This window comes from Streptomyces sp. XD-27 (assembly GCF_030553055.1).
In the GTDB taxonomy this organism is placed as follows: domain Bacteria; phylum Actinomycetota; class Actinomycetes; order Streptomycetales; family Streptomycetaceae; genus Streptomyces.
In genome coordinates this window covers 3,775,480-3,790,084 of the sequence record NZ_CP130713.1, presented here as the reverse complement: position 1 = coordinate 3,790,084, position 14,605 = coordinate 3,775,480, and the positions used below count along the sequence as shown (strand labels likewise).

Below are 14,605 nucleotides of genomic sequence, written 5' to 3'. Positions count from 1 at the left end.
GAGGGCGCCGACGTGTTCGGCCCGCCGCAGGACCGCGCGCCTCGTGTCGTAGGGCCGTATCAGCTGATCGCCCGCCTCGGAGCCGGCGGCATGGGCGAGGTCTTCCTGGGGATCGACCAGCGGCAGGCCGTCTACGGCGGATCCGTGCGGGCGGCGGCGGTGAAGACGATCCGGCCCGAGCTGGGTACAGACGGCGATTTCCGCAACCGCTTCCGTCGGGAGATCGAAGCCGCGCGGGCCGTGGACAGCCGCTGTACGGCCCGGCTGCTGGGTGGGGACGCGGACGCCGTGTCGCCGTGGATGGCGACGGAGTACGTGCCCGGCCCCACGCTCGACAAGGCGGTGCGGGTCGGCGGCCCCCTGCCCCCGGAGGCGGTGCGGCATCTCGCACTGGATCTCGTACGGGCCCTCAGGACCATCCACCACGCCCGGATCCTGCACCGTGATCTCAAGCCCGGCAACGTGCTCCTGGCCGCCGACCACGCCAAAGTCATCGACTTCGGCATCGCGCGCGCCTTCGGCGCCGGCACGATGACGGCCACCGGAATGATGATCGGCTCGCCCGGATTCATGTCGCCGGAGCATGTCGCGGGCAGCCGCCACGTCGTCGCGGCCTCGGACGCCTTCTCCCTCGCCTCGCTGCTCTGCTACGCGGCCACGGGCGAGGGGGTCTTCGGGGACGGGCCGGTGGCGGCGGTGCTGTACCGGATCTCGCAGGCCGAGGCCGACCTGTCGCGCGTACCGGGGTGGTTGCGCGAGGTGGTCGCCGACTGCCTGCACGCGGACCCCTCCGCGCGGCCGGACACGGCGGAGCTGGAGCGGCGGCTCGGCGGCCCGGCCGTCGCCGCCGACCGGCCGAGTGCGCCGTGGCCCGAGCCGGTGCGCGCGCTGATCGCCGAGCGGGAGCGGGAGCTTCAGCAGCTCATCGCCGCGGGTGCCGGGGCCGTTCCCGTGACGCCGCCGGTGCCCACCATGCCCGGTGCCTCGCCGATCCACAGCGCGCCGACCGTACACGGTGCTCCGCCCCGTCCGTATCCGCTTCCGCAGGTGGCGGCGGCCGGGCCTGGACCTGATCGGCGCCGGTTCTCCCGGCGGCTGGTCGTGATCGGCGCGGGCGCGCTCGCCGTGGGGCTGCTGGCGGCCTTGGGAATACGGGCGCTGAAGCCGGGCCCGGAAGGCGATGGTGGGGGCGGGGGAGCGAGCGGAGGGGCGACGAAGCCCGGGGCGGCCGACTCCGGTTCCTCCTACGTGGACGAGCTCGGCGGGCCGGACCGCAACCGCGTCTTCGCCGCAGGCAGCTCGCAGCGGCCGCCCACGTGGCGGGAATGGTCGGCGAAGCTGGCGGACAAGCCGGTCGACTGCGCCCTGGACACGCGTGTCCTCGTCTGCCGTCTCGTCGACGGAAGCCTCCAGGCGGTCAACTCCGCCAACGGCGCCCGGATGTGGCACGCGCCCCAGGACGATCCGGGGCAGAAGCCCTCCTACAGCGCCCGCGGAACCCTCAACATCCCCGGCAGCGGCAGCAATCCGGTGATCCAGGGGGATCTGGTGCTGTCCGCCGAGTCGGGGCGGCTGCGGGCCCGGGCGGTCAAGGACGGCGCCGTGCGCTGGGACAAGCCCCAGACCGCCTACAGCGGCCAGGAAGGGAAGATCGTCGCGGCCGAGGGCCGGGTCTTCCTCACCAGTTTCGAGAACGACGGCTCCACCCGGGCGCTCGCCTACGACGCGGACAGCGGCAGGCGCCTGTGGACCAGGAAGGTCGCTGCGCACAGCGGCTCCGAGGCGTCCCGCATCCCCTTCACGGTCCAGGCGTACGGCACCGGGCTGGTCTACGTCCTGGGCGAGCACGGGCTGACGGCCCGCGACGCCCGGACCGGGGACGAGGCGGCGGTCTCGGACCTGCCGCCCGAGCAGTGCCTGGGCGCCCAGCTCAGCGGAGGCGAGGTGCTCTGCCCGGGGAAGGGGGAGGGCCCCGTCGTCCTGGACGCCCGTTCCCTCGACCGCGTCGACAACCCCCGGGACCCGCGCTATCCGGGGGTCTCCGCGGACAGCGGAGCCCTCGGAGCGATCGCGGGAGAGGGCGCGCTGACCACGGACATGGCCAGACAACAGGTCGTCCTGCACACGCAGATGGGCGAGGAGCGGGTCGTCGGCCCGGTGGCGAGCGCCCCCGACGGCGCACCGGCCCCCGTCTCGTCGCCGGTCTTCGCGGGCCGGACGGCGCTGTACGCGGACAACGCCGCGCTGTACGAGCTGCCGCCCGACGGGGCCAAGGCGTCGCGTATCCCGGTCGCGGGCGCTCCGGGAATCCGCTCCGCCCCCGGCATCAGGGATGTCTCGAAGGCTGTCTGGGCGCCGGAGCTGCTCTCGGTGGGCGGCCTGGTGTTCCTCGCGTACCACGACGGCACGGTGCGGTCACTGGAACTGCCCCGGAACGGCTGAGGGGGAGGAGAAGGAGCCGTGCTGCGACCGCTCGACGTCGGAACGCCCCGCGTGGTGGGCAGCTACGAGTTGCTGGCCACCTTGGGCTCGGGGGGCATGGGTACGGTCCATCTGGCCCGGCAGCAGCCGGACAGCCGGCCCGGCGGCGGCGCGTTCGGCGGCGGCGCGACCGGTGGTGGTGCGCCTGGTGGTGGCGCGCCCGGCGGTGATGCGCTCGGTGATGGCCTGGTCGCCGTCAAGACCATGCGTCAGGAGATGGGGGACGACCCGGGCTTCCGGCTGCGCTTCCGCCGCGAGGTCGACGCGGCGCGAGCCGTGCGCAGCCCGTACACCGCCGCTCTCCTGGACGCCGACCCCGACGCCGCCGTGCCCTGGCTGGCCACCGAGTACGTCGTCGGCCCGTCGCTGCACGAGGCGGTCGCCCGCTGCGGCCCCCTCCCGCCGGATGCCGTCCGGGCCCTGGGGGCGGACCTGGCCCGCGGGCTGCGCGCCGTTCACGGTGCGCGGATCCTGCACCGCGACCTGAAGCCCGCCAACGTGCTGCTGGGAGCCGACGGCCCCAGAGTCATCGATTTCGGTATCGCCCAGGCATACGACGCCACCGCCGTGACCGCGACCGGCCTGGTCGTCGGCTCCCCGGGCTTCATGTCCCCGGAGCACCTGGTGGGCGGGCGCGCGGTGACCGCCGCCTCCGATGTCTTCTGCCTGGGGGCGCTGCTGTGCTTCGCGGCGTGCGGGCGCGGGCCGTTCGACGACGGGGAACTGGCCGCGGTTGTCCACCGCATCGCGCAGGGCTACGCGGATCTCTCCGGGGTTCCCGCCGAGTTGCACGAGGTCGTCGCCTCCTGCCTGCGCCAGGACCCCGGCGCGAGGCCGACCTCCGACCAGCTGATCCGGGAACTCGGCACGCCGGGCGAGGCCGCGACCGCCCGCGGTCCGGGCGCCTCGCCGGTGAGCCGGACCGGCCCCTTCCCGTGGCCGCCGGGCGTCCTGGGGCTCATCGGCACGTACGGGACGGAGGTACGGCAGGCCGTCGCGGCGGCCGACGAGCGCCGGCGGGCGGTTGCGGCAGCGGCTGCCGAGGCGCGTCGGCAGAGCGTGCCGGCACCGCCGTATCCGGCGCACGTCCCCGGTACGGGCGGACTCCCCCCGGCAGTGGGCGGACTCCCCCCGGCAGTGGGCGGTCTTCCCCCGGCAGTCGGGGGTCTTCCCCCGGCACCGGTCGGCGCCGGGCCGGAACAGCGCGGGAACGGCTCGCCGGGACAGCGCGGAGACCGCTCGTCGGAACAGCGCGGGAACGGCTCGCCGGAACAGGGCGGAGACCGCCGCCGTCGGCGGCCGGCGGTCCAGCTCGCCGTCGGCGCGGTGGCGGGGCTCACCGCCGGTGTGCTGGCGGGTGCGCTGTTCCTCCCCGGACTGTGGGACAACGGCACCAAGGACTCCGGCAAGCCCGAGGCCGCCGTACCGCGCGACCTCGTCGGACAGGTGACGACGAGCCGCACGGACATCGGCGCCAGGACCGCCGAGCTGGGGGCCGCCGCTCTCGACGCCGACCGTCGCCCCAAGGGCTGGTCGCCCTGGCACCGGAAGCTGTCGGGCGGGCCGACGGCCTGCCAGCTCTCCACGACCCTGCTGGTCTGCGGTGTCGGCGACGGAGTCGAGGCGCTGGACGTCGCGAGCGGCGAGCGGAAGTGGCGGTACCGCGACGAGACGGCCCCGCAGCTCAGGGACTTCTCCCCGTCATCGGCGGGGACGTGGTGTACGCGGCGGAGGGTGACGGCATCGTCGGCCTGCGGCTCTCCGACGGCGAGCCCGTCTCCCACTGGGCGGGCGCCTCCGGCTTCGACCCCTCGCGGGCGGCCGCCGCCGACGGGATCGTCTACGTCAGCTACGAAGGACCGTGCGGCACAGGCACCGGCTGCAACATGCTCTTCCGCGCGTACCGGGCGTCGGACGGACACAAGATGTGGGAGAAGGTCCACAAGGGGGTGTTCCCCCAGACTCTGGAGCTCGTCGGCGACCGGCTGCACCTCCAGGGCCAGACCCGCGGCATCGCCTTGGACATCGCGGACGGGGAGAAGGCGGGGGACTCGACGCCCTGCTCTCCGCTCGTCGTCCGGGGTGACGAGCTGTTCTGCAAGCTTCCGGCGCGAGAAGGCACGGAGGTCCGCGACGCCCGCACGCTCGGGGAGCGCCGACGGCTGCCGGTGGCGGTGGCCGCGGTCGGCGAGGCCGGACCCGCCGTCGAGGTCGCCCGTGACGAGGTGAACGTACCGACCATGAGAGGGGTGGACCCCCGCTCCGGAGAGGTCCGTTGGACCGGCCGGAAGGGGGTCGGAGACGGGGCCGTCGTGCTGGCGGGCGACCACTTCCTGGTCATCGGCCACGACGGCGTCCAAGCCTTCTCCCGCGCGAACGGACAGCCTCTCGGAAAGGCGGCCCGCTTTCGCGGTTGGCCGCGTCTCGGCCGAGGGACCGAGATGCGGCCCATCGTTCTGGCCGCCGGCGGGACGCTCTGCCTGGTGTTCGACGACGGCACGGTGCTCACCAGCCATCTGCCCTAGCCCTGGCCGCCCTTGGCGGCTCTGGCAGGGCTTCGGCCTGCCGCCGTCAGTTCAGGCGGGTGAAGGTCTGCGTCTTCACCTCGTCGGATTCCTCGTCCTTGTACTCCATGCGCAGTTTGTTCTCGCCGGACGCGGTGAACGTGTGGGACTTCTCGGCGTTGCAGCGGTCCACGGGTACGGACTTCGTGAGCTCCTCCGTGCTCAGCGTCAGGTCGCTGCCGACGGAGACGAGGCGCACGATGCCCTCGCAGTGGGCCCTGTCGCTGTTCCACTCGGTCTTGCCCACGCCGGTGCCGTAGGCGCCCTGGCTGATGGTGAGCTTGAGGGTCGCGTCCTCCCGCCCGTACACGTTGGTCGCCTGCCAGGTGCCCAGGAAGTCATCCGGGATCGGGGTGTCGCCGGTGGGCGACGGGCGGAGCGTGGCCTCGGCGGAGCTGTCCGAGTCGGCCCAGGCCATCGAGCCGTCCTCGCGTCGCTTGAGGGTCTGCTCGCCGAGGTCGGAACAGCCGTCCTGGGGAACGCTGGTGGTCACCTCCGAATCGATGACCAGCAGACTGTCCACCGACTTGAGCGTCCCCGACTCCTGGCAGAACGCGTCGCTGGCGGAGGTCAGGGTGTCGGCGACCTCGGCGCCGATCGTGCCCTGGGTGAGGACGATCCGGCGGATCTTGCCGGTCGGGGTGCCGTCCTCCAGGATCTCCCCTTCCCAGGCGCCCAGATACGCGTCCGGGATGTCTCCGGTGGTGACGGGCTTCGTCGCCGAGGCGGAGGCGGAGACGGAGGGAGGCGCGGACGCGGAGGGGCTGAGCGAGCTGCCCGCGCTGGGCGTCCGGGGGGCGGGTTCCGCGGACGAGCGGCCGTCCCGGTCCTTCGCCTTGCTGTCCTTGTCGTCGCCGCCACGGGTGACGGCGAACGTGGCCACGCCCGCGATCAGCAGCGTCGCGACGGCGGCCGAGACGATGACGAGCTTGCGCCTGCCGCGCTTGGGGGGCGCCGGGGACGGGCCGCCGGGTTCACCGGGCGCGCCGGGGCCCAGGGGCGGGGTGCCACCTGGAGGCGTGTGCCCGGTCGTCTCGAACGACGTGACCTGCGGCGGCCCGAAGACGCCCGCTCCCGCCCCTGCCGCGGGCGCGGATCCGGCAGTGGCGGGCGTCGGCGCAGGCTCAGGCGCAGGCTCAGGCGCAGGCGTGGAGGCCGGCGCGGCGGCCGATGCCGGGGTCGATGCCGGGGCCGATCCCGGGGTGGGCGCCTCAGGCGTGGGCGCGGGTCCGGGAGCGGCGGCCGCGGGAGCTGGGTCCGCGGGTGAGGCCGACGGCTCGGTGCTCGACGGCTCAGCGCCCGGCGGTACGGACGAGGCACCCGGCGGAGGCGCCGACGAGGATGACGACGGGGACGACGAGGCCGACGGCGCGGCCGCGGGCGCGCCGGATGGAGTGCGCACCGGCGTTCCGGACGGTGCCGGGGGCGTGGCCGGTCCTGCCGGGGCGGCCAGCGGGAAGGACGTCGGCGGCGGCGGCGCGGCCGGTGGCGGAGGCGTCGCGGATCCCGACGAGGACGGGGGCGCCCCGGGCCCCGACGCTGCCGGAGCCGTGGTGACGGGGCCGGACGGCGGGGGAGGTGCCACCGAGGCCGGTGGCGGAGCCGTCGCGGGTCCCGATGGCGGCGGGGGCGTCGGAGCGCCTGCGGGCCGTGGAGGCGCCGCGGGGCCCGAGGACGCCGGAAACGCTGCCGGACCCGAGGACGACGGAAACGGTCCCGGACCCGAGGACGACGGAAACGGTCCCGGGCCCGAGGACGACGGAAACGGTGCCGGACCCGAGGACGGCGGCAAGGGTGCCGGGCCCGAGGGCGGCGGTGGGGTCGCCGGGGCCGACAACGGCGGCGGAGGCGTGCCGCCCGCCGTGGGCGGCACGGTCGGCGGCAGCGGAACCGTCCCCCCGGACGCCGCATGTGCGCGCGGCGGTACGGCAGGCGGGGCGGGCGTGCCCGCGGCCATCGGGCCGGGCGCGCCAAGGGCCGTCGGGGCCGCGGGCGACTCCGCGTCGAGCAGTTCCACCGCGTGCCGGCCGAGCTGGGCGACGAGGCTGCCCGGCAGCCACGGTTCGGCGGCGGTCCCCTCGTCCTCGGGCGCGGCCGTACGCTCCAGCAGCTCCGCGAGCGTGGGCCGCTCGGCGGCGTCCTTGCGCAGACAGTCCCGGACCAGGCCCTCCAGCCCCTCGGGCAGACCCTCCAGGTCCGGCTCCTCCTGGGCGATGCGGTACATCACGGCGTGCACGCCGCTGTCGGCGGTGCCGAAGGGCTGCCGTCCGGTGCCCGCGAACGCGAGCACCGAGCCGAGGCAGAAGACGTCGCTGGCCGGGGTGACCCGCTCGCCGCGCACCTGCTCCGGGGACATGAAGCCGGGCGAGCCGACGACCGCGCCGCTGCGCGTGAGGATGCCGTCGGTGACCGTCTCCAGCGCGCGGGCGATCCCGAAGTCGATGACGCGCGGTCCGTCGATGGTGATCAGGACGTTGGAGGGCTTGAGGTCGCGGTGGACGAGACCGGCGGCGTGGATGTCCCGTAACGCGCGGGTCAGCCCGTTGCCGAGGATGCGTACGGACCGTTCGGGCAGCGGGCGGCGGCCCTCGGCGATGACCTCGTGCAGGGAGGGACCGGCGATGTAGCCCGTGGCCACCCACGGGGTGTCGGCCTCGGTGTCGGCGTCGAGCACGGGGGCGGTCCAGTCGCCTCCGACTCGTTGGGCGGCCTTGACCTCCTGTTTGAACCTCCGCCGGAACTCGGCCTGTTGGGCCAGTTCCGTCTGGACGAGCTTGACGGCGACCGTACGGCCGCGTGCCGAATGAGCCAGGAACACCCGGCCCATGCCACCGGCGCCCAGCCGCCGCAGCAGCCGGTACTCGCCGATACGGCGAGGGTCCTCAGCCCCCAGGTCTTCCATGCGTTCGTGCCCCTTCCCCTGTCAACCCTCGCCAGAGAATAGAGGCGGCGAAGAGCGATGGGGGCGACGTGGGCGATCCGTTACCGGTTCCGTATCCAAAGCGTTTCAACGGCCCGCGGGCGGCCGTTACTTGACGCGCGAGTAGGTGAGGGACTGCTCGCCGGACTGCCTGTCGGTGTCGATGAAACCCCGCAGGAACGTGCCTTCTTGTTGCATCGTCAGATAGCTCGCCGCACCGGACTGGCAGGCGGACCCGCTGGGCTCGGCGACGGTGACGACCGACGGGCCCAGCTTGAGCGGGCCGTCCGCCGTACCCTCCGCGGTGAGGGCGGCGGTCCAGACGCAGCGGTATCGCCCGAGCGTGTCCATGCCCTCGCCGGTGATCGTGGCGATGTCCGCCCCGGTTCGTCCCTGGCTGATGACGATCCGTCGGGTCTGGTGCCCCTGGGGCGTCCTGAAGCTGGTGTTCCATGTGCCCAGGAACCGCTTCGGTACATGACCTGAGGCGTCCGGCGTCGATGACGCTTCGCCACCCTGCGCCGCCTCGCCGTTCCCGGCGTCGTTCCGGTGCTGGACGACGTAGTAGGCGCCGCCTCCGACCAGTGCGGCGGCGGCGACCACCGCGGCGATGACCAGCGGCGCCCTGGACCGCCCTGGCCGTCCACCGAGGGCAGTCGCCGGAGTGGGCCCGGGCGTGGGCGTGGGAGCGGGGTCGGCCGGAGTCGGGGCGCCGGCGGCGTCGGCGGCGTCGGCCGGGGGACATCCGTCCCCGGCGGCAACCGGGGTCCCCGGCCGCGGCCCCGACCCGGTCAGCGTCATCGCTGTGGGGGACGCCATGCCGCCCGCAGGCGCCGCGCCGCCCGCAGGTGTCGCGCCGCCCACGTCGGGGTCCTCCGCGTCCAGCAGTCGTATCGCGTGCCGCCCCAACTGGGCGACCAGGCCGCCCGGCAGCCAGGACTCCGTGGCCCGCAGATCCGCCAGCAGCCCCTCGACTCCGGTGCGGTCCACCACCTCCTCGGGGGTGGGCCGGTCCGCCGGGTCCTTGGCGAGGAACGCGGAGATGAGCGGACGCAGTCCCTCCGGTACGTCCGTGAGGTCCGGCTGCTCCTGCGCGATGCGGAACATCAGCGCGTGCACCCCGCTGGACTCGCCGCCGAACGGCATCCGCCCGGAGGCCGCGTACGCCAGCACCGAGCCCAGGCAGAAGACGTCGCTGGCGGGCGTGACGCGGTCGCCGCGCACCTGCTCGGGGGACATGAAGCCGGGCGAGCCGACGGTCGCTCCGGTACGGGTGAGCCCGCCGTCGGTGACGGAGTCCAGGGCGCGCGCGATGCCGAAGTCGATGACGCGCGGCCCGTCGATGGTGATCAGGACGTTGGAGGGCTTGAGGTCCCGGTGCACGATCCCGGCCCCGTGGATGGCCTGGAGCGCGCGGGCGAGACCGGCGCCGAGCACGCGTACGGACCGTTCGGGCAGCGGCCCGAAGTCCCGTGCGACGCGTTGCAGCGAGGGCCCGGCGATATAGCCGGTGGCGACCCAGGGCACCTCGGCCTCGGTGTCGGCGTCCAGCACCGGCGCGGTCCACTCGCCGCCGACCCGGCGCGCCGCGGCCACCTCCTGCCGGAACCGGTGCCGGAACGACTCCTGTCCGGCGAGGTCCGGGTGGACGAGCTTGACCGCGACCGTACGCCCGCGATCGGAACGGGCGAGGTAGACGCGGCCCATGCCGCCCGCACCGAGCCGGCCGAGCAGCCGGTACGAACCGAGCGTGCGCGGATCCCCTGGCGCCAGCCTGTCCATGACGGCGGTGTCCTTCCCCCGATGTCCTCGTCCCCCGAAAGTCCTTGCCGGAGGATAACCGGGGCCCCGGCTCGCCCGGGGGCCGGTGGTCGGCCTGCCTTCCACGCCGGCCGCCCGCCGGGTGATCCGCCCTGTGCGCAGGCCGCCCGGTGGCCCGGTCCGCCTTCCGCGCACGGCCACCCGGCGGGTGAGCCCGCCCTGTGCGCCGACCGCCGCCCGCCGGGTCAGTCCGCCCGGTGGTCGCCGGTCCGACCTGCGCCGACGCGTATCAGGGCGGCGCATCAGGGCGGACCAGAGCCCGCTGCCGCGGCGCCGTCCTGGTCCGGCTGCCGCCGCTCCGCGAGCGCGTCCAGTGCTCCGGACAGCTCCTCCACGGCGGCCATGACGCGATGGAACTCCGCCTCGCCGCCGAGCGCTTCGGACAGCTGCTCCGCAAGGGCCTGGTGCCCGGGGACGATACGGCGCACCGCTTCCCGCCCCTGCTCGGTGGGGGCGAGCAACTTGGCGCGGCGGTGGGCCGGGTTGGGCCGGTACTCGGCCAGGCCCTCCGCCACCAGCAGGTCGGCAACGCGCTGCACGCTCTGCCGGGTGATGCCCATGACCCGGGCGATCGCGGCGACGGGCAGTGGCTCGCTCAGGACCGCCCCGAGCACCTGCCAGCGAGCCGCGGTGAGCCCGGCGGGCCGGGCCAGCTCCTCCGACACGGACAGGAACTGGCCGTTGAGCCGGAAGACGCCGAGCGCGGTACGGCTGAGCAGCGCCGGGACCGACGCACCCGCTGTCCCCGCCGCGGACTGCTCGTCCGACTCGTTCAGCGGCTTGTCCGTCACCGCTGCGCCGCCGCGGCCAGCACCTCGTACGCGCTCGCGTCCGACGCCGCGAAGAGCCGGTACCAGGCGTCGAGTACCTCCGGCTCGAAGACGTCGAGCTGGGCCAGGATCTCCCGTGCGAACGCGATCGGTTCGGTCGGGCCGGCCGTGATCAGCCCCCGGTCGGTGACGGCCGCCGCCTCGCGGTACCGGTCGCCGCCCTGGTAGCCGGTGGCGGCCAGATACCCGGCGGCCGCGCTCGTGTGGTCCCGGTCGTCCAGCAGTCCCTCGGCAGCCAGCCCTGCCGTGGCGCCGCAGATCGCCGCGACCGGGACGCCCGCGTCGAGGAAGGCGCGGGCGGCACGGGCGAATGGCGCGTTGGCGTCACCGGCGTCCCAGGCCGTGGCTCCGGCCAGGATCAGCAGCGCGCTGTCCTGGGGGCGCAGGTCGCCGATCGCGAGGTCGGGAACGATGCGCAGCCCGCCCATGGTGGTCACCGGCTCGGTGGTCGGACCCACCGTCGCGACGGCGAAGCCGGTACGGGGCGCGCGGTGGTAGCTGGTGTCGCGCAGGTGCGCGATCGCGTAGCCGATCTCCCAGTCCGCGAGCGTGTCGTAGACGGCCACGTGCACGGTCGGTCGCTGTCGCTGCTCTGTCGTTTCCATCATGACAGCATTCTGTCTTTTCGGCAGCATGCTGTCAATTGCCATGTCGATTGGCTGGAGCGGGGCGGGGCAGGGGCGACCCGACACGCTGCCCAGCGAAGTGGCCGAAGCCATACAGGTTGGCGGTGCCGGTCCGCGCCGACCGCTTCGTACGCTGGGCGGAGCCGTCCACAAGTGATCGAGGTGCGAACCCGTGACCGTCTCCCCCCAGGTCCCCGACCCGGCCGCCGGTGCCGCCGTCAAGGCCGCCGACCGCGCGCACGTCTTCCACTCCTGGTCCGCCCAGGGCCTCATCGACCCGCTCGCCGTCGCGGGCGCCGAGGGCTCGTACTTCTGGGACTACGACGGGAGGCGCTACCTCGACTTCTCCTGCCAGCTGGTCAACACCAACATCGGCCACCAGCACCCGAGGGTCGTCGCCGCGGTCCAGGAGCAGGCCGCGAAGCTGTGCACCATAGCCCCGGGCTTCGCCGTGGACGTGCGGTCCGAGGCGGCGCGCCTGGTCGCCGAGCGCACCCCCGGCGACCTCGACAAGATCTTCTTCACCAACGGCGGCGCCGAGGCGGTGGAGAACGCGGTCCGCATGGCCCGGCTGCACACCGGACGCACCAAGGTGCTCTCCGCCTACCGCTCGTACCACGGCGCCACCGCCGCCGCGATCAACCTCACCGGCGACCCGCGCCGCTGGCCCTCCGACACCGCCTCCGCGGGCGTCGTCCACTTCTGGGCGCCTTTCCTCTACCGCTCGCCGTTCCACGCCGAGACCGAGGAGCAGGAGTGCGAGCGCGCGCTGCGCCACCTCGAGGACACCATCGCCTTCGAGGGTCCGCAGACCATCGCCGCGATCATCCTGGAGACCGTCCCGGGCACCGCCGGGATCATGGTCCCGCCCCCGGCTACCTGGCCGGGGTCCGCGAGATCTGCGACCGGTACGGCATCGTCTTCATCCTGGACGAGGTGATGGCGGGCTTCGGGCGGACGGGCCGCTGGTTCGCCGCCGACCACTGGGGCGTCACCCCCGACCTGCTGACCTTCGCCAAGGGCGTCAACTCCGGCTACGTCCCGCTGGGCGGCGTCGCGATCTCCGCCGAGATCGCGGCCACCTTCGACCAGCGCCCGTACCCCGGCGGCCTGACGTACTCCGGCCACCCCCTCGCCTGCGCGTCCGCCGTCGCGACGATCAACGCCATGGCGGAGGAGCGGATCGTGGAGAACGCCGCCGACATCGGCGAGCGGGTCATCGGCCCCGGCCTGCGCGAGCTCGCCGAGCGGCACCCGTCGGTGGGCGAGGTGCGCGGCCTGGGCGTCTTCTGGGCGGTGGAACTGGTCAAGGACCGCACCACGCGCGAGCCGCTCGTCCCGTACAACGCGAGCGGGCCCGCCAACCAGCCCATGGCCGACTTCGCGGCCGCCTGCAAGCAGCGCGGGCTGTGGCCGTTCGTGAACATGAACCGCACGCACGTCGTGCCGCCGTGCACCGTCACCGAGACCGAGGCCAAGGAAGGGCTCGCCATCCTCGACGAGGCGCTGGCGGCCGCGGACACGCACACGGTCTGACCCGCGGGTCTCACACGGCCCGACCGCAGGTCTCACACCGTCTGACCCGCAGGTCTCACACGGCCTGACCCGCAGATCTGGGGAAACCGTGAAGGTGTAGCGCGGTGTAGACCACGGCGTACTCCCCGCGACGGCCCTCGCATATCGTGAGGCGTGGGCCGTCGCGCACATCCGCGACGACGGCCGCGAAAGTGTCAAAGGAGACGGTCGTCGATGCCCCTGCCCGGCAGCAGCCAGGTCAAGCGCAGCACTCTGCGTCAGCAGATCGCCGACGCGCTGTGCGACGAGGTGCTCTCGGGCAGGCTCCCGGCCGGCCGGCAGTTCACCGTCAAGGAGATGGCCGACCAGTACGGGGTCTCGGCGACCCCGGTCCGCGAAGCCCTCATCGACCTGTGCTCGCAGGGGCTGCTGGACGTCGAGGAGCACCGGGGCTTCCGCGTCCACGAGTTCACGCTGGACGACTTCCGCGCCATGCTCGAGGCGCGGGCGCTGATCGTCGAGGGCATGTTCCGGCGCTCCGCCGCGCACGTGCTGGCCTCGATCCCGCCGCAGGCCCTGGCCTCCGTACGGCGCCGCGCGGAGGAGGCCGAACGCGCCGCCCGCCTCGGCGACCTGGACATCCTGATCGGCTACGACCTGCGGTTCTGGCGCGAGCTGACGGGCCTGGTCGGCAATCCGTATATCTCGGACTTCCTGCAGCGGGTGCGGGTGCAGTGCTGGGTGTTCACCGTCCCGTACCTGCGCGGCGTACCGGATCTGTCCGGGCGGCTGTGGTCCGCGCACGGCGATCTGACCGACGCCGTCACGCGCGCCGACGCGGCCGCGGCGGAACGGATCATCTCGGCGTACAACGCGCACTCGCTCGCGCTCATCGAGGAACTGGCCGGGTGCCCCGGACCGTCCGCCGGTCCGACTCCGGTGGACGGCCCGGCGGACGGCGCGGTCGGCGGCTGAATTCCGGCCCTCCGGCGCCCTTCGCGGAGCGTGCGCGGGGCATTACGCTGGCCCGACCATCAGACCTCCACCCGACGGCCGCCCCCGAGCGAGAGTGAGATCACGTGGCATGTGACCTCTGGCTGGTCCCCCTCGTCGATGTGCTGTGCCACAGCCCCGACAACCCGTTCGCCGAGGAGATCGCGGAATACGACAAGGTCCTCGGCGAAGCCGGTCTCCCGCCCGTACCCGTCTTCGGCTACATGCCGGGGCTGTCCGGGGACGTCGCCCCGGTCGCGGGCTTCGACTACGACGCGCTGCACTTCCTGCGCCGCGCCTACCTGCTGCAGTTGTGCGGACTCGCGGTCACCCCGGTGGACGAACTCGGCGGGGACTACGAGCAGTTGCTGGAGATGTTCGAGCCCACGGCCCAGCAGTCCCATCTGGTGTGGCACTACGACCACGCCGGGGCGTACGTCCCCGTCGACTTCGCCGCGCCGCTGACCAGCGACGAACTGATGGCGGGGGCGGGCCGCTGGGCTCCAGCCACGGTCTGCTGCGCGAGCTCCAGGCGGTCGCCCCGGTGCTCGGCATCGACCCGGCCAACCCGCCGGCCGCCCCCGCGCCCCCCGCCCGCCCCACCGGCCTGGAGGAGCCGGCGGCGCAGCCGCTCCCGCACGACCACAGCCCGTTCGCCCGGGAGCGCCATGTGTGGCTCGGCCTGCACGCGGCCGCGACCCGCAGCCTGGGCCAGGGCTCCATGATCGTGTTCAGCTGACGGCGACCGGCGACCGGCGACCGGCGACCGGCGGCTGGCGGCTGGGTGACGCGGCTGGGTAACCCGGCGGCCGCTTCGGCTGCGGCGGCCGAGGACGACGACTCCGGCCGCCGCGA

At 74.1% G+C, this 14,605-nt stretch carries 6 protein-coding genes and 4 pseudogenes; 6 read left to right on the top strand and 4 right to left on the bottom strand.

From position 1 onward, the window contains the following. Positions 1–12 precede the first annotated feature (12 nt). From Q3Y56_RS16170 to Q3Y56_RS16160, 3 genes and pseudogenes are all read left to right on the top strand, one after another. On the top strand, positions 13–2,442 hold the full coding sequence (locus tag Q3Y56_RS16170; protein ID WP_304462618.1) for a PQQ-binding-like beta-propeller repeat protein: 2,430 nt from the start codon (positions 13–15) through the stop codon (positions 2,440–2,442). Between the two features lie 96 nt (positions 2,443–2,538). Continuing rightward, positions 2,539–3,285: pseudogene (locus tag Q3Y56_RS16165) on the top strand (serine/threonine-protein kinase); the annotation flags it as partial. Positions 3,286–4,196: 911 nt separating this feature from the next. Continuing rightward, entirely contained in the window at positions 4,197–5,006 is an 810-nt protein-coding gene (locus Q3Y56_RS16160; RefSeq protein ID WP_304465911.1) for a hypothetical protein, read from the top strand. 2,134 nt (positions 5,007–7,140) lie between these two features. Here Q3Y56_RS16160 and Q3Y56_RS16155 read toward each other — a convergent pair. The 4 genes and pseudogenes from Q3Y56_RS16155 to Q3Y56_RS16140 all read right to left on the bottom strand — a co-directional run. Next, a pseudogene (locus Q3Y56_RS16155) lies at positions 7,141–7,947 on the bottom strand (serine/threonine-protein kinase); the annotation flags it as partial. Between the two features lie 126 nt (positions 7,948–8,073). Next, the gene (locus tag Q3Y56_RS16150) at positions 8,074–9,747 is read right to left on the bottom strand and encodes a serine/threonine-protein kinase (protein ID WP_304462617.1); all 1,674 of its coding nucleotides are present in this window, start codon (positions 9,745–9,747) and stop codon (positions 8,074–8,076) included. A 281-nt stretch (positions 9,748–10,028) separates the two neighbouring features. After that, positions 10,029–10,505 (bottom strand): MarR family winged helix-turn-helix transcriptional regulator, encoded by a 477-nt coding sequence (locus Q3Y56_RS16145; protein ID WP_304465639.1) that lies wholly within the window; start codon positions 10,503–10,505, stop codon positions 10,029–10,031. A 68-nt stretch (positions 10,506–10,573) separates the two neighbouring features. Continuing rightward, the gene (locus Q3Y56_RS16140; protein WP_304465638.1) at positions 10,574–11,221 is read right to left on the bottom strand and encodes a DJ-1/PfpI family protein; all 648 of its coding nucleotides are present in this window, start codon (positions 11,219–11,221) and stop codon (positions 10,574–10,576) included. A gap of 193 nt (positions 11,222–11,414) precedes the next feature. On the opposite strand from Q3Y56_RS16140, the pseudogene Q3Y56_RS16135 reads away from it, so the two are divergent. The 3 genes and pseudogenes from Q3Y56_RS16135 to Q3Y56_RS16125 all read left to right on the top strand — a co-directional run bounded on the left by Q3Y56_RS16135 (position 11,415) and on the right by Q3Y56_RS16125 (position 14,489). Next, positions 11,415–12,778, top strand: a pseudogene (locus tag Q3Y56_RS16135) (aspartate aminotransferase family protein). A gap of 213 nt (positions 12,779–12,991) precedes the next feature. Then, positions 12,992–13,732, top strand: a complete 741-nt coding sequence (locus Q3Y56_RS16130; protein ID WP_304462616.1) for a GntR family transcriptional regulator — start codon at positions 12,992–12,994, stop codon at positions 13,730–13,732. Between the two features lie 104 nt (positions 13,733–13,836). Further along, positions 13,837–14,489, top strand: a pseudogene (locus Q3Y56_RS16125) (hypothetical protein). The last annotated feature ends 116 nt before the right edge of the window (positions 14,490–14,605 follow it).